A 21,675-nucleotide genomic window follows, 5' to 3' on the forward strand; every position below is an offset into this window, starting at 1 on the left:
NGGTTTCTGATTTGCCCATGACAAAAGGTGCACGAGACATACTTTCGACGCCACCTGCAATGATCAGATCGGCTTCACCTGCTTTAATCGCACGCGCTGCCATGGCAATCGCATCGAGTGATGAGCCACATAAGCGATTCACTGTCGTGGCAGGAACTTCAACGGGTAAGCCTGCAAGGAGTGCTGACATACGCCCCACATTACGGTTATCTTCACCCGCTTGGTTGGCACAACCATAAATCACGTCATCGACTTGGGTCCAATCTACACTTGGATTACGTTGCATTAAGGCTTGAATTGGCACTGCACCCAAGTCATCGGCACGGATCGGAGCGAGTCCACCTGCATAACGTCCGAATGGGGTACGGTGTATTATGATGGCATATATATAAAATACCCGCCAAATAGCATTTATAATGGCTTGTAAAATGCTAATTTATAAATAATTTTATATTTACACTAAAAACACAGATAGCCATTGGCATATTTGTCTTGTAAAAACTTTGCTATAAAGCATGACTGAGTTACATATGAATAACCTTAAAATATTAATTAAGAAGCTATCTAATCATGCGCGTGTTGCTCTAGAGAAGTCTGCAAATAGTTGTATTAATCAACAAAATTATGAAATCGAAATTGAGCATTTTTTTCTTGAATTATTAGAACAACAAGAACCAAATGATCTCCACTTATTATTTGAAAAATATAAAATTTCCCATGATTTTTTAGTTAAGGATTTACAACTCAGTCTTTCCCAGTTACCTAAGGGAAATACTCGCACCCCAATATTTGCTCAATCCATTATTCGTTTATTGGAGCAAGCGTGGCTACTTGCTTCAGCCGAACAAAATCCTGTCATTCGAACAGGTCATATTTTGGTAGCACTTTTAACAGCACCAGATTTGCATCAAATGGCATTACGCGCTTCGAGCCAATTTGAACTGTTTCCGATCGATACAATGAAGCATAAATTTTTGGACCTATGCTCAAACAGTATTGAACAAGACGTTTTACAGGAAACAGCGCCAAGCGAGAGCATTGAGCCTTCAGAGCATTTGGCTAAAAACAAAACGCCAGCACTTGATCAATATACAATTAACCTAACCCAAAAGGCACAAAGCGGTCTTATCGACCCTGTTATCGGTCGTGAGTTTGAAATACGTTTAATGCTCGATATCCTAATGCGTCGACGCCAAAATAACCCCATCTTAACTGGTGAACCGGGTGTAGGAAAAACGGCTGTCGTTGAAGGTTTGGCATTAAAAATTGTGAACAACCAAGTGCCTGATGCTTTAAAAAATGTTCAACTGCATACGCTTGATATGGGACTATTACAAGCAGGTGCCAGTGTAAAAGGTGAATTTGAAAATCGCTTGAAACAAGTGATTCAAGAGGTTCAGTCAACTACCCATCCTATAATTTTATTTATTGATGAAGCTCACACTTTGATTGGCGCAGGAGGTCAAGCAGGCCAAAATGATGCTGCCAATCTATTAAAACCCGCACTGGCTCGTGGTGAGTTACGTACCATTGCAGCAACCACATGGGCTGAATATAAACAATATTTTGAAAAAGATGCAGCGCTCAGTCGACGCTTTCAAGTCGTTAAAGTTGAAGAACCAAGCGAAGATGTCGCCATCGATATGTTACGTGCCATGCTACCAGTCATGGCCAATCATTTTAATTTAAATATTGATGATGAAGCCATCGTCACAGCCGTACACTCTTCACATCGTTATATTAGTGGTCGTCAACTCCCAGACAAAGCAATTAGTGTACTGGATACAGCCGCAGCGCGTGTAGCACTCACTCAGAATGCACAACCTGTAAAGTTAGATCAGATACTTGCTCAACAACATAATCTCAAACTTGAATATGAGATTTTAGAAAATGAACATAAAAATTTACCGATTCATCATGAGCGCTTGCACGATTTGAAGCAAAAACTAGCGCAGCTTGAGTGCGAAATTGAACACACTCAAACTCAGTGGCAAAAAGAAAGAGCGCTTGTTGAACAGATAAAACGACTCCAACAAGATACAACAGCTAACAACGATCAAAAAGAGATTGCTGCGCTTCGTGAAGAATTAAGCAATGTACAAGGCCAGAACCCCTTAGTGTTTGAGCGTGTTAATGCACAAATCATTAATGAAATTATTTCAGACTGGACCGGTATTCCTGTGGGTAATATGGTGAACGATGAAATAAAACAAATTCTCAGCTTAGAAAGCAAACTGGCTGAGCGTGTTATGGGACAAGACTCTGCCCTACATCAACTGGTTCAGGGAATTAAAACATCTAAAGCAAAATTGGATGATCCTAATAAACCGCAAGGCGTGTTCATGTTGGTGGGGCCAAGTGGTGTCGGTAAAACCGAAACCGCACTTGCGCTGGCGAGTGAGCTTTATGGTGGAGAATCCCACCTGATCACTATTAATATGTCTGAATATCAAGAAGCACATACCGTTTCTTCTTTAAAAGGTGCTCCACCTGGATATGTTGGATATGGTCAAGGTGGTGTGCTGACTGAAGCAGTTCGCCGCAATCCTTATAGTGTGGTTTTATTGGATGAAATTGAAAAAGCACACAACGATGTTCAAGAACTCTTTTATCAAGTTTTTGACAAAGGTACGCTTGAAGATGGTGAAGGCCGAATCATCGACTTTAAGAATACCACCATTATTTTGACCTCGAATGTAGGTTCGAATGCCATTATGCAGGCCTGTTTGAATCAACCGATTGAGACATGGCCAACCGCGGAAAGCTTAGCAGAGCAGTTAAAACCAAGTTTATATAAACAATTTAAACCTGCTTTTTTAGGGCGCATGCGTATCGTTCCCTATTTCCCACTGCATGATGATTTACTGGTTCAAATTATCCATCATAAAATCAAGAAAATAACCTCTCGCCTTGAGAAGCAGTACCAAACCAAAGTTCAATATTCAGAGGAACTGGTAGAACTGTTATTAAGTCGCTGTACGGAAGTCGATAGCGGCGCACGAAATGTTGATCACATTTTGAATGCCAGTATATTGCCTGCTTTAGCCACAGAAATATTGATGGCTTTGGCAGCAGATCATTTGCCTAAAGTTATTCAGATTGATATCAAAGATGATGAAATTACTTATATTTTAGATCCTGTCGAAAAAACCACGGCTAAAAAGAAACAACATCCTGCTAAAAAGAAAGCGAATCAAATTTAATAGAATATAGAGTGTAAAATTATGAGCTTAGAAATCGAGCCTTTATTGTCTCCTATCTCAAGCGATCAACTATGTGGACAAGACTTGTCTTTTTCCAATGAATTCCACGCTATCAAAATTGCAAAAACTCAGGATGATCCACTACTCGATCAAGGCGATTGGGTCGCTGAACCTAAGCAAGCAGACTGGCAGTTCGTTGAACAAAAATCTATCGAGCTTCTGACAGAAAAATCGAAAGATTTACGCTTATTAGGTTGGATACTTGAAGCGTGGTCAAATTTATACGGATTCGAAGGCACTGCAAAAGCCCTAGAGCTTATGCACCGGACGTTAAATGAGTATTGGACACAACTTCATCCTGAAATTGAAGAGGACGATTTAGATCAACGTCTGGGCTTATTACAAGGTTCAATTAATCATTTGATTCCACTGATTAAACAAGTCGCTATCGTGAATGTTCCTGCATTTTCACTCAGTGATTATGAAGCCTTACTGAGACAAAAAAACCATTTGTTGAAACAAGTAGAAAGTTATACGGATGATGCCAATAGCTCTCAGATTTTGGAACAGTTTGAGCAGAGTTTGTTCAACACATCAAAATCATTTCAATATCAGAACTATCAACATTTTTCGGCGATTCTGGCTGAATGGTCAATTTTAAAAAATGTGTTAGATACCTTAATGGGCTTAGACGCACCAAGCTTTGCTGCTATTGATACTCAGCTTGAAAACATCCACACCAGTTTAAAAAAGCTCTATAAAACCGATGTTTTTACCCAACCTGTAATGGCGACACAAACATCTGAGTCTTCTGCTGCCGCAACGATAACAACACAGGCACTTTCATTTACTCAGCACAAAGAACAAGAGATTGACATGAACACCGTCCATCCATCCAAAGGCTTTCAGGTTCAACCGCAAAATCACTTGGCAAACCGTGAACAAGCCATGCGGGTATTACAAGAAATTTCTGACTATTTCCAAGCCAATGAACCGCATAGCCCCGTAAGCTATATGTTACAGAAAACCATCAAGTGGAGTCAGATGCCACTACATGAGTGGTTAAATCAAGTCATTAAAAACGAAAATCCACTGCATAACGTCCAAGAATTACTGGGCGTGCAACAAGCAAATGAATCAAACGATTGGTAATCTAAATGTTTAAAGCAGAAAAAATACTTTGGGGTGAAGGTCTATTTTTACGTCCTCAACATTTTCAATTACAAGATGCGTATCATGAACAACGTCTGAATCATACCATTCGTTCCACAATTCCATTTGCCTATGGCATTCAAAATACTCAATTTGATGAGGCTCAGTTACACACACATATCTTGGCACTCGAAAGTATTAGTATGATTTGGCAAGATGGTGAAATCTATCAAGCGCCGACACGTGATTTACTGCCTGAGCCAGTGTTATTAGATGAACTGAATTTACGTGGCGAAATCCTAGTTTATTTAGCCTTGCCGATTGTACAAGCCAATAAGAAAAATGTGAGCGCTGAAAATAGTGCGCAGTTCGGTCGCTACCACTCTTACCTGACCTCAACCCACGATTTATTTACAGATGCAACTGCAGCAGATATCACCTTATTGCGCCGCCGTGCAGAGTTTCGCTTGTTAGAGGCGAACGTAGAACCGAATCAAGAGCTGGATGGTTTTTTGTATTTAGCTTTAGCAAAAATTAAACGTCAAAGCTCAGGTCAATTTGAATTTGATCGTCATTTTATTCCGCCTATCTTGCATATCGAATCTTCTGAAAATCTTATCTCGAGTTTGAAACGCAGTTTAAATGTCATCAAAGCGAAAATTAAGACCATTCAAAGTAATAATCGAGAAAATGAGCAAAAGCTGATTGAGTTTCGCTCTGGCGACATTGTGTCATTTTGGTTGGTCAATGCACTCAACACAGCACACGCGACGTTGAATCATTTATTGCAATATCCACATATCCATCCAGAGCGACTGTTTTTTGAATTATTACGTTTAACAGGCTCATTACTGACCTTTTCAACGGCTCATGAGGTTGATCATTTACCTCGCTACCAACATCATAATTTACAAGAAAGTTTTAGTCAGCTCGATGTCATTCTACGTGAGTTATTAGATACGATTATTTCAAACCGCTATATCAGCATTCAATTGAAAGAAACGCGACCATCTTACTGGTTAGGCAGTTTAGAGTCAGACAAAATTACTCGAGATTCAAGACTTTACTTGGCTGTTTCTAGCAGCATGATGCAAAGTCACGAACTAATTCAATTGGTTCCGTTACGCTTTAAAGTGGGCAATACCGTAGATGTTGAACAACGCGTCATCGCCGCACTACCTGCAGTTCCTTTGCATCATTTAATGCAGGTTCCAACCGCTATTCCAGTGCGATCTGGTGTGAGTTACTTTGAAATTGAACCAAATAATGACTTATACCAACGTATGTTGGATGCCGAGTCGATTTGTATTTATATTCCGGCAGGTTTCCAAGATATTGCTGTTGAATTGATTGCTGTGATGAATGGCTAAGGAAATGAATCATGAATAATGCCCCTTCACTTTTTGATGATGGACAAATTGGAACTGGTTCAATTACTCAGCCCATGACCGCCAAAGTCACCAGTACAAACAACTTGGTCGACTTACTCCATGATGGTTTTTATATTGTATTTTTATTAAAAAACAAATATATACCAAGTAGTTCGACAGAATTTCGCGAAAAAATCATTGCCCTACTCAACCGTTTTGAAAACCAAGCCCGAAAATTACAATTTTCATCAGATGACATTCAAGATGCTAAATATGCTTACTGTGCATTATTAGATGAAACCATTGTGACTCAGCAAGATGCACAATTTTTCGAGCTACAAAATAGTTGGTTAATCAGTCCCTTACAGCTTAGTTTATTCGGCTCGCAACTTGCGGGTTATCGTTTTTTCGAAATTTTAGAAGAGTTACGCCGTAAAGGAAATAGTCGATTAGCCGCACTTGAAGTTTATCATTACTGCATGCTTCTAGGTTTTCATGGTAGATATCGTATTGAGTCTATAGAAAATTTAAACCATTTGGTCGCACGTGTGGGCGATGAAATTGACTATTTGAAGGGAAAAAAGGCAGCCTTTTCTCCTTTTGCATCGCTCCCCGATCAAATTAAACACATGATTCACCGTGAACTTCCTTTTTACTGGATTTTACTTTTTCTAATCGTATTCGCTCTCTTATCCTTTGCGGGCTTACGCTATATGTTATCAAAGCAAAGTACGAATTCTTTAGCCACATATGAAAATGTCATTTCTACGCCAACAGAACAGGCACATATTACTATTCATTTACCCTAAGAACTAATTCCATGGCTCATGAAAAACGGACTTCAGTCAAAATTTTGACGTCTACAAAAAAGAAAAATATTTCACCTATGCTCTATGCGTTTGGTGGTTTTTTGAGTGGTGTCGTATTGATGGCCACCCTTGGTTTTACTTACTTTTTTACACAACAAAAAAATGATTCAATACACGTTAATCAAAGTTCTAGCGTCGATGTCACTGAACCCTCAGTCAATAATGAAGCCCCATCTCAGGAACCAGAAGCTATTTTTGAAGTGACTAAAGTCGTCCCTTCTAAAAGTTTTCAACCTTCAAATGTAACTGAGCCGCTTTCTGATTTTCCTCAACCCAAAGAAGATGAATTAAGCAAAGCTTTTCTTCGTCCAGCTGAAACAGTTGCTGCACCATCGAGGAAGAGTGCTAGTCCGCAGCCCTTACCAAAAGAAAATAAGAAACAAAACTCGTCAACGCAAAGTTCGGCCGCACCGAAAGATAAAAATCACGACAAAGTAGCCAAAGCAGAACAGGCAGTGGAAAAATCCGAAGAATCTCCCACAGGTAGTGTACAAACCAAGATTACAACTCGTACCGTCGAAGCCCCAATGCCAGCTACTATCAGACTATGATTTATGCTCTTTTTTTGCTTTTTCTAATCCTGGCACTAGGGCTAGGTTTAGCACTGTCCTATGAACTTAGAGCAAAATTAGCAGGCTTTTTTGTTGGGTTAATTCCTCAAGGAAAACAAAGATTTCAATCCGCTCGTCATTTTGCACAGCATATAAATCATGCTGCTGACCCTGAGCAATTGCAATCGCATTGGCATATTCAACAGTGGTGGATATTGGTTGCGGGTCTACTTCTATTTGCCAGCATCTTAATGTTTGCTTTTACCAGTCCAATCACGCCCACTAAAATTGAAGCGGATTATTTAAGACAATCGGATCCACAAATTTATGCCCTACTTGATGGACAAATTTTGTCTCCGCCACCAGAGATCGAAGAATCCTTAGTTGCTGCGGCCATAGTTGAAGCAAGTCTGCTGGAGCAAACGGATCTTAATAATAATTCTATTCAAGCCAGTGCTTTGAATTACGACCCAAGTATTCAGGATGTTCATTCAACTCATTCACATGACAATTTAGCAACGGCTGATCGTAAGTGGCACAAAATGAACCCACGCTATAAACAACGTCTACTGATGGTATTTAAAATAATGCGTGAGCAGCATGGATATGAACTGGTTTTACTGGAAGGCTATCGTAGCCCGCAGCGTCAGAATTCTTTAGCCAGCAATAAAAATACGACTTTGGCTCGTGGTTATCAGAGTTATCACCAATTTGGATTGGCGGCGGATGTCGCATTTAAGCGGGATGGAAAAGTCGTTATTTCTGAACGAGACCCATGGGCGATGCGTGGCTATCAGCTCTATGGTGAAGTTGCAGAATCTGTAGGTTTAACTTGGGGCGGGCGTTGGAAGTCGATCCAAGACTATGGCCATACTGAATATCGAATGCCTAATTTAAAGAAAACTGCGGAAATGGCTGAAAAGCTGACCTCTGAAGGACAACTTTCAGCTGCGAATTTGAGTTAATCAGGTTGAAGGCTGACTCAAATATTGAGTGATGATTTGCAGAACTTGCGCAGTTTTCTCTGCATGTAACCAATGTCCAGCATCTGCCACCGTCTGAATCTGGGCTTGAGAAAACTGCGATTGGATAGCTTCTATATATTCTGGCTTTTCTACATAAGGTGAGTTTCCACCACGTATAAATAATGCAGGCTTATGCCATGTCTCTATATTTTCCCATGACAGAATTTGGATATAGTTCTCATAAAGTGCGTCTACATTAAACAACCACTTCCCTTTGCTAAAGGATTTCAGAAGAAACTGAATCACCATTTCTTCTTTGAGATATTCACGCATGATTTCTATGGCTTGTTGACGTGTTTCAATATCTGCTTTTTGTACTGCAAAGAGCGCTTTAAAAATTTGCTCATGATGATTTTCTTTATAAGCAATAGGCGTAATATCCAACACCACCAATTGATTTAGTCGATCTCTTGCGAGCTCTGTCACTTTCATCACCAGCTTTCCACCCATAGAATGCCCGATCAAAGAAAAGTGCTCGATATTGAGTTCATCTAAAGTTTCAATTAGATCAGCTGCCATTGCCTCATAGTTCATCACATGTGAATGTGACGATAATCCATGATTACGTACATCTACCTGTAATACATGGTAGCTTGAATAAAACTCCCGAGCTAACATCCCTAAATTACTCAAACTGCCAAATAAACCATGAACAAAGACTAGTGTTTTTGCAGCTGGCTGTTCATTTTGATGAAATTGATGATTTAGGATCATATGAAACTTACTTTATTCGATTTCTATAGATATTGAATTCTTAATGGAAATAAATCAAATGACTTTTTATATTAAGCTCAATTTTACTTAGGCTATTTGGTGTAAGATATTTGCTTAGGCTAAATTTAAAGGCATGATGTACATTACATGTCTGTTTAATATCAGATTAGATTTTTGAATCAGATTTTAAGCAAGTGAAAAGATGCCGAATGCCTTAAGTCTTGCTACTTTTCTATTTTAAAAATAATTCAGCGGAATTTTTAAGTAAGAAATACCATTGTCTTCTGGTTGAGGGAACTTGCCTGCAAACATATTGATTTGAATTGCTGGTAATATCAATTTGGGCATGCTTAACGTTGTATCACGGCGGTTTCTCATCTCGACAAAATCAACTTTTCTCGTTGTAGTATTGATATGGATGTTTTTATGCTTTTGCGAATAAACCGATGTCTCATATTGGTATTGATCACGACTTTCGGGTAAATAGTCATGGCATAAGAACATCCGCATTTGATCTGGCAATGTGTACAAAGTCTTCACCGAGTCAAATAAAGCCGCCGCACTCCCCTTTGGGAAATCACAACGTGCTGTTCCATAGTCAGGCATAAACAACGTGTCTCCCACAAAAACAGCATCACCAATGACATAACTGAGGCACGCGGGCGTATGTCCAGGCGTCGGAATATTATAAGCTTCTATATTGCCTATCAAAAATGTCTCGTGATCTGCAAAAAGGTAATCAAACGACTGCGTAGCGTTTAAATTTTTAATATCTAAGTGATAAATCTCACCAAAAGTTTGTTGTACGATCTCGATCTTACGACTAATCGCAATTTTTCCACCTAGCTTTTGCTTTAAGTACTGAGCAGCACTTAAATGATCTGCATGAACATGTGTTTCTAAAATCCAGTCTACGCTTAGGCTATTTTTCTGAATATAAGCAATGATTAAATCGGCCTGCTCTGTTTTGGTCGTTGCCGATGCTGCATCATAGTCCAACACACTATCAATCACGGCGCAGCGCCGAGTTTCTGGATCGCTCACTACATAACTAAACGTATTGGTCTGTGTATCAAAAAATGCTTTTACTTGCGCGGTTTGCTTCATGGCATTTTCTCCATCACTTTACGATGTAATAGCACACCGACGAACATCGCAATTATAAAATAGATCGCTTGATAATAACCCAGTCCAATCAAAGTAAAACTCGGCGCAGGACAAATTCCCGCAATTCCCCAGCCTATACCAAATAGCAAACTTCCCAAGATCAGTTTTCTGTCGATTTTCGTATTTTTAGGAAGTTGTATGGCTTCACCATAAAAGGTTTGTGGATGTGGCTGACGTACAGCTTTTTGAAAAGGAATAAATGCAATCGCAATCGCCCCCATCATCACAAAAGCTAGACTGGCATCCCATTGCCCAAAAATATCTAAAAAACCAATCACCTTCGCAGGATTCGACATTTCTGAAAGCATGAGACCGATTGAAAATAATCCACCCCAAATGAATGCCCAAACATTTTTCATTTTAGATTGCTCCAAGCATATGACGGATGACATATACAGTGATAAAGCCTGCGAACATAAAACTAATCGTAGCGATGATTGAACGTTTGGATAAGCGGCTGATACCACAAGTACAACCAGAGCCTAAGCGAGTTCCAAAGCCTACCAATATGCCTGCAATGATTAACATGAAAGGTGTAGCTTTAATGTGGATTTCTGGCTGAATAAAAGCTGCATATATAAAAGGAACAATGAACAAGCCCAATAAAAACCACAGTGCAGATGTATTTATGATCCCTTTTAAGTTTACAACTTGTGAGACCAGACCACTGATTCCTGCAATTCGTCCATTGGTATATAAGTATCCGACGGCGGAGATGCCGAGTAATATTCCACCTATAAAAGACCACGCAAAATCATGCATTGGTAAGCACCTTAAAACAATATATGTTTTTATAATATATTTAATTAAAAAATAATCAAGCACCCTTTGTATCTATCGATGCTATGTACGTCTATGGCCACTGTCTACGGGGCCCTTTCATCTGGATTTAGATATTTGAATGGGTACTAGCTGTTCGTTCTCGAAACTTTTCATCTTTTAGATAACACCTTAAAGCATTTTTTACATAGTTATTCTTCACAATCATGCAAAAATCTTGAATATATCCCCGAGAGATTTTGTATTCAGCCCTTTTTTAGATTAGATATACTTAACTTATCTCGTTTTATTTCATTATAGTTTTCATTTAAAGAAACTGAATAGAGTTATGGGTACATCTCTACATCATGAGTATTATTCTGAGTTTATAAAACACATTCGCAACTTTTGAATATTTTTTTATGCGGGCAGACACATGAAAAGTGATGAAATAATCGGCTCTTTTTCTGAGCAGTTTATTGAAATTCTGATAATACCCGTTCTGCAAACCATATTGGGAGCTTAGACACGGCGGCATTCATCTTTAGGGTTTCAGCTGCTTCAATTTCAGCAAGAAAAGACGCTTGTATACCGTCAGAAGAGTTATCAAACAAGTAGGCGCGATCGCAGCACTCTATAGCTTGCATGAGCAGATCCATACTACGGTAGTAACGTTCAATAATTTTCTGCTCAGGAACAGGATGGCCACCCACACTGACGCGATACTTGACTCGGGCAATATTGATTTGTGGGTCTACCGTTGAGACATAATATAGATAGGTTTTATAGCCCTGACGTTTCGCTTCTCGGAGAAATTCAACTTTAGAGATATGTGACATTACCGTCTCAAAAGTAAAACTGACTTTTAAGCGCAGAAATTCAAGCCGGATATAGTCAATAATGCGTGCACAGAGATAAGAATCGATTTCATTAGTTTTAAACTCGATCTTCCATTCATCTAGCACAATTGGTTCATGCGCAAGTAAGGCCACGAACTGTCCCGCTTGAGGACGCTTCTTACTTTTTAGAAAAGTGACCAACTCTGAAGCTTTTAAAGAAGGATGATAATGCAATAAATCAATGCGTTGACTCTTTCTTAAGTTTTGTTCCAGTTCATCTGCATTTAAATATGCCCCAATATGTTGGGGCAAGAGGTAATCTTTAACAGTGCTTTTACCAGAACCATTCGGCCCTGCAAACATTCTTATTCTAGGTTGTCGAGGTGGCATATCAATCTATACGGTTGCGTGTTTCTTTTTACGTGTCAGTGTCGGTAAAACGCCTACATCGACATAAGCATGACTTAAGTCTTGTAAAACAGTTTCATTGCCATGAATATCGCGTTCAACCAACTGCTCAGCTTTTGCATAAACTACAGACGAACGAGTGGTTGCTTTTTGAAAAGCATCATGAAAAGCATGAATGGCAAGTTTAGGAATCATATCATCCTCATATTTGCCTACTTTAATGTCGGTATAAGCTGCCATACACCAACTCCTACTCAAACGATGGTTGATTTTTATTTATCTTAACACAATCGAGGACATTGTCTATTTATACAGCATCCTGAAACAATAAATTAGATCTTAATCTCTACACTCATTCCATGCTGTCTTATTCGGTTACTTTACTTTTTAATCGTTTCGTATCTTCAACTTTTAAAGCTTTCGCCGTTGGGCAGAAGGCACTTTCATTCATCCCTGCATCGGTCAGACTTTTTTCTTGCTGATCAAGATAACGGTTGGCCACCATCAGCATCACGGAAGCAGTACTTAATTCAATATTGGCCTTGGATAGCGCTGCAATTTGATGATATGCATCCATACGCTGACAAAATGCAGTTTTCATTTCTGTTGCTGTCGCTGGATTATCTTTTGCATCTAAAACGGTTTTGGTTGAATTCACAGTTGCTGTATATTCAGCCATCTTCTGATCATACTGTGCCTGAGTCAGCTTCGTTATTTCTGCATAACTCAGGGTTGATAGAAACGATGATAAAAATAATGAAAGGCTAAGCAACGTCCATGTCTGTTTTTTCATGTATTAAGACTCATCGCCTTCTTTCCATACGTCTTCATAGTCATCGCCATCAATCATAAAACGATAACCTTCACTTAAAGCCAAATATGGAAGTACATCAGGCAAGATATCTTGTAATTCACGTACAGTCATGGTTGTAAAAAAGTCTTGTCCTTCACCCAATTCACCACCATAAATAAACCAAGCGACATTCTCTTCAGTTTCTGGCTTTTTACGTAAACCGACAATGGGTTCTTGATTCAAAGTATGCACAGCAACAGCAACGACATCATCACCTTTTACTTCAACATAAGCCGAGTCAAATTCTTCACACAGTAGTTTTTGTTCTGCAATCAATTCATTCAATGCAGATTGTTGTGACTTTTGTGCCATGCGATGCTGCCCCTTTTGAGCGTCAATCTATCGATAGCGCATTTTAAAACATATTTAGGTCAAAGGCTGTTTTTATTTAAACAATTAGCACATAGGTGAACACTCAATATCACTACAAATGTGGCATTCATTTTGCTTAACAGTATTACGTTTTATAAAAAAAGTAATATCGGGGCTAAGCAACTATGGGTTATGTCGCACGAGAACTCAGTCCTCAAAGCAAAATATTGCTGGGCTTTGGATCATTTCTAATACCAATCCTCATTTGGTGTGCTGTGAGTTATTTGCCCTTTATTTGGCACCCTCAAGTACAAATCACCAACTCTGGCAGTGTCTCTTTTTTACAAGTCGGTAGCCGTGTAGACAAAAGTGTGTTCTATGCCGAAGCGCAAAATGCCGTCAATACAGGCACTAAACCGCCACAAGGTAATTTGGTCAATCCCATTTATTTACCAGCACCTCATCAAGTTGCGACAGCCTTAGTGACAGCATTTACTACACCACCAGCTCAAGCCGATGCACCATGGTTTCATCAAAGTCTTTGGCACAGTATCAAGATTGTATTTAGTGCTTTCTTTATTGCATCACTCGTTGGTATTCCATTGGGGATTTTATGTGGTTTTTCCAACAAAATTTCCCAGCTCACTGAACCTTTTGTTGAATTCTTTCGCTACCTACCTGCGCCTGCCTTTGGTGCACTGGCTGTTGCCATCTTAGGCATTAATGATGCACCAAAAATTGCCATCATCGTGATTGGAACGCTGTTTCAGCAAATTCTGATTATTGCCAATACTACGCGTATGGTGGACCGCGGGCTGATTGAAGCGGGTTATACCCTAGGGACGAATAAAGCAAAAAGTCTGTTTCACGTGGTCATTCCAGCGGCGTTACCCGATATTTATCGTGATTTACGTGTTTTGCTGGGCTGGGCTTGGACCTACTTGATTGTCTCTGAACTAATTGGCACCACCACAGGGATCACTTGGTTTATTACCCAGCAAGCACGCTACCAGAACTTTGACAATGTCTATGCTGCAATTTTGATTATTGGCGTGATTGGCTTGGTCTGTGATGTGATTTTAATGAAGCTCGGACAACATCTGTTTAAATGGAAAACGGGAGCAAAATAATGATAACCACAGATATAAAAGCGACGGAGTTCAATGCTCGTCAGTATTTTGATCACATTTATCAACGTCCTGTCATTTTAGAGGCCAAACAACTTAGTCAAGTTTTTCAGCATGGAAAAAGCTCTCGTACGATTTTAAATCAGCTCGATTTGAAAATTCATAAGCGGGAGTTTATTTGTGTGATTGGGCCATCTGGTTGTGGAAAATCAACCTTTAGTCGGGTTGTTGCGGGTCTAGACCCATATAGCTCTGGTGAATTGCTAGTAGATGGACAGCCCATTTCAGGCCCTAGTCCAGAGCGAGGCATGGTGTTTCAAGGCTATACCTTATTTCCTTGGAAATCGGTTAAAGAAAATGTGATGTTTGGTCCACTGATGAAAGGTGCAAGTCATGCCTCAGCCGAAGCGGCTGCAAGAGAATGGATCAATATTATTGGCTTAGAGAAATATGAAAACCAATATCCACATCAACTATCTGGCGGGATGAAGCAACGTGTTGCGATTGCCCGTGCTTTAGTCAATGAACCGAAAATTTTACTGATGGATGAACCTTTCGGTGCGCTTGACCCGCATACCCGTCAGAAAATGCAAAAACACCTAATGGACCTATGGCAAAACATTGATATCACCATTATTTTTGTAACCCATGATATGGATGAGGCTATTTTACTGGCTGATCGTATCGTAGCGCTTAAAGCCAATCCTGGGGAAATTAAAGAAATTATTGAAGTAGATTTACCCCGTCCACGAAACACTGAACTGATGTCCAGCCCTGCCTTTAAGCAACTTCGAGAGCGAGTCGATTTCTTAGTACATACACAAGAAGAAGAACTTGATCCAGCACTGGAAGATTTACCCAAAATTCCACGTATGACCCAAGTTAGTACGCACAAGTAACTCATTGATCTAGCCTGAGGGACGACCCTTAGGTTTTATGCACTGTTGGACGGCCAACGCGAGGATTTTACCATGCAAGATAAATATGTCCTTCCACTGGTGGATATCAGCCTTTTAAATAGCCCAAATCTAGATGACCATATGCAAGTTGCTCAAGCGCTTGATCAGGCCTGCAAAGAAGTTGGTTTTCTCTACCTCAAAGGTGATCAATTTCAACCTGCATTATTTGCACAGTTATGTGACATCGCGAAGCGCTATTTTGCCCAAGATGACGCACTCAAAATGCAAAATTATATTGGCAAATCGCTGAATCATAGTGGCTATGTGCCTATAGGTGAAGAACAGTTTTCGAGTAACAGCTACGATTTAAAAGAATCTTATGATGTGAATTATGACTATCAAGGGTCTGCATTAAATTATCCCTTACTTGGCCCGACGCAATGGCCAGATGATCCCACATTTAAACGCCATGTCTCACAGTACTATCAGCACTTAAAAGCCATTGGTCATCAACTGTTTCGCTGTTTTGCGCTGGCTTTAGAGCAAAAAGAAGACTTTTTTGATGTGCATATTCAACATGCACCCAGCCAGTTACGCCTCATTCACTATCCATATAACCCTCAAGCAACAGATGCAGAAGGCATCGGGGCGCATACCGACTATGAGAGCTTTACTTTATTACTGCCGACAGCACCCGGTTTACAAGTCCTCACTAAGCAAGGTGAGTGGATTGATATTCCCCTACTTGAAAATACCTTGGTGATGAATATTGGTGACATGATGGAAATATTGTCCAATGGCAAATATTTAGCCACCAAACATCGGGTTAAAAAAGTCCAACAAGAACGCTACTCCTTCCCTTTATTTTTTTCTTGTGACTATGACTATGTCATCCAACCGATTAATACAAATGAGCCACCTAAATATGCGCCACTGGCAGGTGGAGAACATTTGTTTAATCAAACGGCCCAAACCTTTCATTATTTAAAACAACGTGTAGCCAGTGGTGAGTTGGTCTTAAAGAATGCCGTTCCGCTTTATTCTTTTGGTCTGACCGAGTCACACATGGAGTACACCCCATGAATTTATTCGAAACTTTAGGTCAGCTAGAACCCATCACAGCTGCTTCAGGCAGTGTACCAACCTATTTAATGGGCGCATTTCGGCGTAAAAGTATTAGCTTTTACAATGGTTTAACCGATGAAGATACGATTGTGTATTGGTTTCAGTCCAAGAGCTTCACCATTGACCTACGTCTCAAATCAGCAACAGATACACCTATCGTAGAGCGTCAAGCATGGGTCGGTTATACGCATTGGGATGCACAAAATGCATCACTGTCATGGGAGCTAAGTAGTAATTATCAGAACCATACCCAGTGGCCTGAGCCTGCAACCCTGCATAGCATTGGCAATTGTATTTTGGAGTTCTCACCGAGTAATGCCTATGTTGAAGACTGGCGTCAACAAGCCAGTATAGGTTTATTTTTAGGACTACGCTTAGTCAAAGCCGTACATGTTGCCACGCAGCAAGAAATTTCACTCGATGGCGGTCTCATCATCTGCGGTGAGTATATGGCATATGCACAGTCACGTTTACCCCAGATTCAACAGAATATAGACGCGTTAGGGGTTCTTTCTTATGTGGAGCAAAGTCCTTCTGACTTAAATCAAATTGAAAGCTATGAAGTATCGGTTTCAACTCAGAATCAGCTCATTCAATATTCAAGCTGCATCCAAATGACTCAACAACAACTCATTCTAGATGGTTTTGAAGTCGTTGGTGCTGAAACCCTTGTACAGCGTAAATTGATCGGTGGCGAAGCATATCAGCTAGTGTTTGTCGTGGATGTGTATGAACCTGAATACACTTTTCAAAATGTAACACCTACCACGGCGGACAGTCAGCATTGGCTGAAACAAGAACAACATCACCTCATGCATCATGCAACTGTTGTTGCGTAAGGGAGCTTTAATAAGCTATGGCTTTTCTCTATTTATTGATCGCCGTGATTGCAGAAGTCCTCGCGACTTCTGCATTAAAAGCGACCAATGGTTTCACTGCACCGTTACCTATTGTTTTAACTATTATTGGTTATGCAATTGCGCTCTTTTTCTTAGGTCTAACGTTTAAATCCATCCCTATGGGGCTAGCTTACGCACTGTGGTCAGGTGCAGGCATTATCCTGATCTCTACAGTCGGTTGGATTTACTTTAAACAGCAGCTCGACTTTGCGGCGGTTGTTGGTTTAAGTTTTATGATTATCGGCATCGTGATTATTCATGTGTTTTCTAAAAGTACGCATTTATAAATACATGCCTTAAAATCTACTCTTTATTTAACATTAGATCTTTCTTTGCTTTTTAAACACACTCATACAAAAAAGCCCAAGTTAACTTGGGCTTTTAGTTTCTACGGAGTCTTACTTTAACTCTTCAACCAAAGCTGGATAAATTGCACCATCAACATCCATTTCTTTTTTATAAATGCCATTTTCAACGTTGAATTTGTTTACGTGGTAGCTTGAGCCATAAATCGAGTCAAAACCTAAACCTTTCTTAAAGACGGTTTTATTGGCTGCCAAATCGAGTAAGTGCGTCCCGCCAATAAATTGTTCATATTGTTTCGGATCGACGCCAACACGGTTAGACATAATTTTCACGGCGTCGTCATGTGTTGCAGGGTCATTAATATATTTGACTGTTTTATCCCACACTTGGATCATCTTTTTCCAATCTTCTTTATTGGCAGAAAGATGGCTCATATTCACGGTCAGCGTGTCATAAATTAAACCAGGCTTATCTTTAGAACTATAAATAATTTTAGACCCTGCAACAGACTTCAAAGCTTGATTGGCTACAGGTTGCCAGACCGCAATTGCAGCAATGTCTGGACTTGCAAAAACTTGTGGAAGCTCATTGGTCATAGAATTGACCAATTTAATGTCACTGGTCTTAATTTTTGCATCTGTTAGTGCTGTACTTAGCAATAAATGGTCAACCAAGCCTTTTTCAGTGGCAATACTTTTGCCTTTTAAATCAGCAATGCTGTTAACTCCATCTTTTGCAATGATCACATCATTACCTGCGGAATAGTCCGTCGCCATAATCATGACACCTTGAGTCCCCCCAGAAGCTGTGACTAGATTATCTCCATTGGTCACCAGTACCGCATCTAGCTGATTGGCTGCGAAAGCTGAAAGCGATGATGAATAATCAAACCATTTAAATTCAACATTCAGCCCCGCTTCTTTGAGCCAACCTTTTTCAATTGCCACTTGCCATGCAACAAAACCCGGCCAATCACTATAGCCTATCGTGATGGTTTTTGTGGCTGTGCTCTCAGATGCACTGTCTTTTGTTTCAGGAATTTTGGCGGTGTTATCACAACCTGCCAATAAAATAGTCGAAACAATAGAGACTGATAAAAACGCTTTTTTAATCATGATGCAATTTTCCCGATGCTGTAAATGTTTAAACTTGCTATGTATGGAGTGAGTCATTGAGGGTGGTGAACATGGTCACGATTTCAACGCTCTCTGTTTTCATTTTGTGGAATCGGCGGCATCACTGCATCCATCAGCTCCAAATGCCCTTTGATCACACCTTTCAAAGCAATGAATTGCTGGCTTAATGCTTTTAACTCTGTAGTTAAGCCCTGCAAAATCATCACTTCTAGAATTTTTTGCTCATCTAACTGAATATGCAGTGAACTGACCACTTGCTCTAAAAATTGTTGCTGCAAGTCCAGCAATTGGACTCTAAGTGGCGTAATACTGGCGTCATAGAGCAAGGTAAACGTCCCCACCATCACGGCGTTACGTTGCTCCTGATCCGCGATCAAATGTTTATTGATCATGTCGACAATCGCTTGAGAACGGCTTTCATAGTGCTGATCAACAATTTTCTGATCCAATGCATCGACAGTTAATTCAGGCACAGTGATGCTGATCCGCGCCAATTTATGTTTCGGCACGCGCTTATCCTTTTTCGGATGGATCTTGTTTGATATAAATGCCCGCTCTAGCGCTTAAGATGGCGACCACGAATTGTTTAAATACGGTGAAGAATGCATTTAAGTCATCTTTGAATTGTTTAGACATTTGCTGCTCCTTTCGGTATTACCAAAAAAGGTTTTTGTAATACCTAGAACCAAGCAAAATACATGCCAATTTTTTTGATTAGACTGACAGCAACAGCGCATTAAAAAGTTTATTTTTTGTGCAAAAAATATTTATATTTTTAAAATTGATACATCCAAGTGCATTTCTGGCTATTCAGCTTGACTTTTCATCCGTCAAAGGCCCAATGTTTACATCCCTATAGGCAAAACACCTATGGAAGTGAAGTCTTATGTCCTCACAACTTTTAGTTTTCTCTCACTTATAAGCAAAAAAAATCGCCAGATGGCGATTTTTCTTTTATTGATAAACTTTTTGGAACTCACCCAAAATTGGAGCTGAGACGCCATCTTTATACACATATCGAGAGATAATACCTTGATCTGTATAAATATTCATTTTTATCGAATCTGTACCTTTTAACTTACTCATCAAATTTACAGGCGCTAAAATATAATTGGTCGAACGGTTGGTGCCTAAGACATGATCATGCTCTGTTGGTCCAGTGACAGCAAAAGTTTGGCTTTTTTGTCCATTGGTAAACACGACCTTTTGAATGTCGTATTTATTGTAAGTACTACTCAAATGCATTTTTAACTTAAGCAGCTCTTTGTTCGATTCATTCCAGCTCACAGTGACTACTGGACAAAGCTCATTCTGCGCACAAATGAGTAACCCTGTGGTCCCCACATTTTGACGACTTGGGTCTGTAGAGGTTGTCGCACAACCTGAAAGCAACATCGCCCCCAAACTCATGAGTAGCCATTTTTTTGGCGATACGTTCGTTATCATTATATTTACTCCCAGAAACTTAAAAGGCTTTGAAATTCTAAAATGAAGCTTTGATTTTTCCCAGTCCCTATTTTTGACGAATCTGCACCTAAATCAAGCTTTTTCGTTCATTCACGTTATAAATTTTAAAATTTATATCTCTTTATACAAATATGAAAGAAAAGAACCTGCTGAAAAGCTCGCTACTAACCAAGCACATGTATTCTTTCTAATATGCTCTCAATGAATACTTAACTTTGCAAGCCTATCAAAACAGATGACAGAACATGACGAAGGGAATCAACATCCTTTATACTGGTTCTAAAAGCTCACCAAAGACATAACCGCCGATGAAATTCTTTAGTTGCGCATCCTGTCAAAACCAAGTCTTTTTTGCCAACTCACAATGTGTGAGCTGCCAAACTACACTCGGTTATATTGCATCAGAAAAAGATATGGGGAGCTTTGAACAGCATAGCCCTGTTCTTTGGTTAGCGCTAAATGAAAAATACCAGACGAAGCGCTATAAACCTTCTTATAACTATCAGCATCATCAAGTCTGTAATTGGGTTATTCCCGCAGAGAGTAACCACATCTACTGTGAGTCTTGTGTACTCACATATACCATTCCTACTCTCGACAACCCTGATCATATCGTCTATTGGTCACGGCTCGAACATGCTAAACGGCGCTTTCTGTATTTAATGCAACGCCTGAATATTATGCCAAGGCCCAAATATAACGACGACGATCGCTACGGACTCCGTTTTAATTTTCTCATGCCTGAACCAGAGCACCCTGTGCTGACAGGACATGCTAACGGCGTCATCACACTCAATGCCAGTGAAGCAGATGTCATCTATAGAGAAACAACCCGTATTAAAATGGGTGAAAACTACCGTACGCTTTTGGGGCATTTCCGTCATGAAAGTGGGCATTATTATTTTGACCTCATTAAATCGCTACATCCTGAGCTGGTCGACGAGTTCCGTCAGTATTTTGGAGATGAGCGTCAAGATTATAACGCAGCACTACAACGCCACTACGAAGATGGCGCGCCACAAAACTGGGACAAGTTTTATGTCAGCTCTTATGCCAGCACACATCCTTGGGAAGACTGGGCAGAAACATGGGCACACTATTTACACATGATGGACACGTTGGAAACCGCGTACTATGCAGGATTAATTGTGCGCAATAATCGAAAAGATACGCATGACTTAACCTTTTATGAAAATCCAATTGGCGCTCAAGATTTTGATGTACTACTCAAACAGTGGATGACACTGACTTTTAACTTAAATGCGTTAAATCGCAGTATGGGTTTAGAAGATGCTTATCCCTTTACACTATCAGGACCAGTCCTCGATAAATTAAGATTTATACATAAACATGTTTTGGGCAAAGCCTTTGCTCGCCAAATCGCTTGAGCTGAATATAAGCGTTCTTAAGTTATGTCTAGGGACACCAAAGATTGGACCAAATCTGGATGTAACTCGGTAAAAATTATCTTAAAATGAAAGACATCTTGAGCCT

The 21,675-nt window shown here is 39.9% G+C and carries 24 protein-coding genes and 1 pseudogene; 12 read left to right on the plus strand and 13 right to left on the minus strand.

Translation table 11 applies throughout. The features are described from left to right. Window position 1: 1 nt before the first annotated feature. Window positions 2-388 (minus strand): annotated as a pseudogene (locus GVX98_RS16810) (beta-ketoacyl synthase N-terminal-like domain-containing protein); the annotation flags it as partial. Window positions 389-530: 142 nt separating this feature from the next. Between GVX98_RS16810 and tssH the strand changes: the two are divergent. Genes tssH through GVX98_RS12860 form a run of 6 tightly spaced genes read left to right on the plus strand, consistent with a single transcriptional unit; the run spans window position 531 to window position 8,110 of the window. Continuing rightward, window positions 531-3,203 carry a type VI secretion system ATPase TssH gene (tssH, locus tag GVX98_RS12835; protein ID WP_159128300.1) on the plus strand — a complete coding sequence of 891 codons (2,673 nt, stop codon included), beginning with the start codon at window positions 531-533 and terminating at the stop codon, window positions 3,201-3,203. 21 nt (window positions 3,204-3,224) lie between these two features. Next, the gene (gene tssA, locus GVX98_RS12840) at window positions 3,225-4,355 is read left to right on the plus strand and encodes a type VI secretion system protein TssA (RefSeq protein ID WP_159128301.1); all 1,131 of its coding nucleotides are present in this window, start codon (window positions 3,225-3,227) and stop codon (window positions 4,353-4,355) included. Window positions 4,356-4,360: 5 nt separating this feature from the next. Continuing rightward, window positions 4,361-5,725, plus strand: coding sequence for a type VI secretion system baseplate subunit TssK (gene tssK, locus GVX98_RS12845; RefSeq protein ID WP_159128302.1), 1,365 nt, complete (start codon window positions 4,361-4,363; stop codon window positions 5,723-5,725). A gap of 11 nt (window positions 5,726-5,736) precedes the next feature. Continuing rightward, the gene (gene icmH, locus GVX98_RS12850; protein WP_159128303.1) at window positions 5,737-6,534 is read left to right on the plus strand and encodes a type IVB secretion system protein IcmH/DotU; all 798 of its coding nucleotides are present in this window, start codon (window positions 5,737-5,739) and stop codon (window positions 6,532-6,534) included. A gap of 11 nt (window positions 6,535-6,545) precedes the next feature. Next, complete coding sequence (locus tag GVX98_RS12855; RefSeq protein ID WP_159128304.1) at window positions 6,546-7,145, plus strand: hypothetical protein; 600 nt, start codon at window positions 6,546-6,548, stop codon at window positions 7,143-7,145. After that, a complete protein-coding gene (locus GVX98_RS12860; protein ID WP_159128305.1) occupies window positions 7,142-8,110 on the plus strand; it encodes a M15 family metallopeptidase in 969 nt (322 codons plus the stop codon). Before GVX98_RS12855 ends, GVX98_RS12860 begins: the two co-directional genes overlap by 4 nt. On the opposite strand, the gene GVX98_RS12865 is transcribed toward GVX98_RS12860, so the two are convergent. From GVX98_RS12865 to GVX98_RS12900, 8 genes are all read right to left on the minus strand, one after another. Next, on the minus strand, window positions 8,111-8,884 hold the full coding sequence (locus GVX98_RS12865; RefSeq protein WP_159128306.1) for an alpha/beta fold hydrolase: 774 nt from the start codon (window positions 8,882-8,884) through the stop codon (window positions 8,111-8,113). 237 nt (window positions 8,885-9,121) lie between these two features. After that, window positions 9,122-9,991: an MBL fold metallo-hydrolase gene (locus GVX98_RS12870; protein ID WP_159128307.1), complete on the minus strand. Its 870-nt coding sequence runs from the start codon at window positions 9,989-9,991 to the stop codon at window positions 9,122-9,124. After that, entirely contained in the window at window positions 9,988-10,410 is a 423-nt protein-coding gene (locus GVX98_RS12875) for a DUF6691 family protein (protein ID WP_159128308.1), read from the minus strand. The genes GVX98_RS12870 and GVX98_RS12875 overlap by 4 nt, the downstream gene beginning before the upstream one ends. Before the next feature lies 1 nt (window position 10,411). Then, window positions 10,412-10,813 carry a YeeE/YedE family protein gene (locus tag GVX98_RS12880; RefSeq protein WP_159128309.1) on the minus strand — a complete coding sequence of 134 codons (402 nt, stop codon included), beginning with the start codon at window positions 10,811-10,813 and terminating at the stop codon, window positions 10,412-10,414. A gap of 473 nt (window positions 10,814-11,286) precedes the next feature. Next, window positions 11,287-12,012 (minus strand): zeta toxin, encoded by a 726-nt coding sequence (locus tag GVX98_RS12885; RefSeq protein WP_159128310.1) that lies wholly within the window; start codon window positions 12,010-12,012, stop codon window positions 11,287-11,289. Between the two features lie 33 nt (window positions 12,013-12,045). Continuing rightward, window positions 12,046-12,297 carry a hypothetical protein gene (locus tag GVX98_RS12890; RefSeq protein WP_004693049.1) on the minus strand — a complete coding sequence of 84 codons (252 nt, stop codon included), beginning with the start codon at window positions 12,295-12,297 and terminating at the stop codon, window positions 12,046-12,048. 127 nt (window positions 12,298-12,424) lie between these two features. After that, window positions 12,425-12,736 carry a hypothetical protein gene (locus GVX98_RS12895; protein ID WP_228716297.1) on the minus strand — a complete coding sequence of 104 codons (312 nt, stop codon included), beginning with the start codon at window positions 12,734-12,736 and terminating at the stop codon, window positions 12,425-12,427. A 117-nt stretch (window positions 12,737-12,853) separates the two neighbouring features. Further along, entirely contained in the window at window positions 12,854-13,222 is a 369-nt protein-coding gene (locus tag GVX98_RS12900; protein ID WP_004693046.1) for a hypothetical protein, read from the minus strand. A gap of 185 nt (window positions 13,223-13,407) precedes the next feature. Here GVX98_RS12900 and GVX98_RS12905 point away from each other — a divergent pair, with 185 nt between their 5' ends. The 5 genes from GVX98_RS12905 (at window position 13,408) to GVX98_RS12925 (ending at window position 17,559) form a co-directional block, all read left to right on the plus strand. Next, window positions 13,408-14,352, plus strand: coding sequence for an ABC transporter permease (locus GVX98_RS12905; protein ID WP_159128311.1), 945 nt, complete (start codon window positions 13,408-13,410; stop codon window positions 14,350-14,352). A gap of 14 nt (window positions 14,353-14,366) precedes the next feature. Beyond that, a complete protein-coding gene (locus GVX98_RS12910) occupies window positions 14,367-15,248 on the plus strand; it encodes an ABC transporter ATP-binding protein (protein ID WP_171503365.1) in 882 nt (293 codons plus the stop codon). 72 nt (window positions 15,249-15,320) lie between these two features. Continuing rightward, window positions 15,321-16,331: an isopenicillin N synthase family oxygenase gene (locus GVX98_RS12915; protein ID WP_159128313.1), complete on the plus strand. Its 1,011-nt coding sequence runs from the start codon at window positions 15,321-15,323 to the stop codon at window positions 16,329-16,331. Continuing rightward, on the plus strand, window positions 16,328-17,212 hold the full coding sequence (locus GVX98_RS12920; RefSeq protein WP_159128314.1) for a hypothetical protein: 885 nt from the start codon (window positions 16,328-16,330) through the stop codon (window positions 17,210-17,212). Before GVX98_RS12915 ends, GVX98_RS12920 begins: the two co-directional genes overlap by 4 nt. A 17-nt stretch (window positions 17,213-17,229) precedes the next feature. Continuing rightward, window positions 17,230-17,559: a multidrug efflux SMR transporter gene (locus GVX98_RS12925; RefSeq protein WP_159128315.1), complete on the plus strand. Its 330-nt coding sequence runs from the start codon at window positions 17,230-17,232 to the stop codon at window positions 17,557-17,559. A gap of 111 nt (window positions 17,560-17,670) precedes the next feature. Here the strand turns inward: GVX98_RS12925 and GVX98_RS12930 are convergent, their stop codons facing one another. The 4 genes from GVX98_RS12930 to GVX98_RS12940 all read right to left on the minus strand — a co-directional run bounded on the left by GVX98_RS12930 (window position 17,671) and on the right by GVX98_RS12940 (window position 20,160). Beyond that, window positions 17,671-18,693: an ABC transporter substrate-binding protein gene (locus GVX98_RS12930; protein WP_159128316.1), complete on the minus strand. Its 1,023-nt coding sequence runs from the start codon at window positions 18,691-18,693 to the stop codon at window positions 17,671-17,673. Between the two features lie 83 nt (window positions 18,694-18,776). Next, window positions 18,777-19,223: a CopG family ribbon-helix-helix protein gene (locus GVX98_RS12935; protein ID WP_159128317.1), complete on the minus strand. Its 447-nt coding sequence runs from the start codon at window positions 19,221-19,223 to the stop codon at window positions 18,777-18,779. Between the two features lie 4 nt (window positions 19,224-19,227). Continuing rightward, window positions 19,228-19,350, minus strand: coding sequence for a hypothetical protein (locus tag GVX98_RS17010; RefSeq protein WP_256350806.1), 123 nt, complete (start codon window positions 19,348-19,350; stop codon window positions 19,228-19,230). Window positions 19,351-19,668: 318 nt separating this feature from the next. Continuing rightward, window positions 19,669-20,160: a hypothetical protein gene (locus GVX98_RS12940; protein ID WP_087012819.1), complete on the minus strand. Its 492-nt coding sequence runs from the start codon at window positions 20,158-20,160 to the stop codon at window positions 19,669-19,671. 329 nt (window positions 20,161-20,489) lie between these two features. Between GVX98_RS12940 and GVX98_RS12945 the strand changes: the two genes are divergently transcribed. Next, on the plus strand, window positions 20,490-21,569 hold the full coding sequence (locus GVX98_RS12945) for a putative zinc-binding metallopeptidase (RefSeq protein WP_159128318.1): 1,080 nt from the start codon (window positions 20,490-20,492) through the stop codon (window positions 21,567-21,569). Window positions 21,570-21,675: the final 106 nt, after the last annotated feature.

Origin of the sequence: Acinetobacter sp. 8I-beige, assembly GCF_902505955.1 — a bacterium.
GTDB classification, from domain to species: Bacteria; Pseudomonadota; Gammaproteobacteria; order Pseudomonadales; family Moraxellaceae; genus Acinetobacter; species Acinetobacter johnsonii.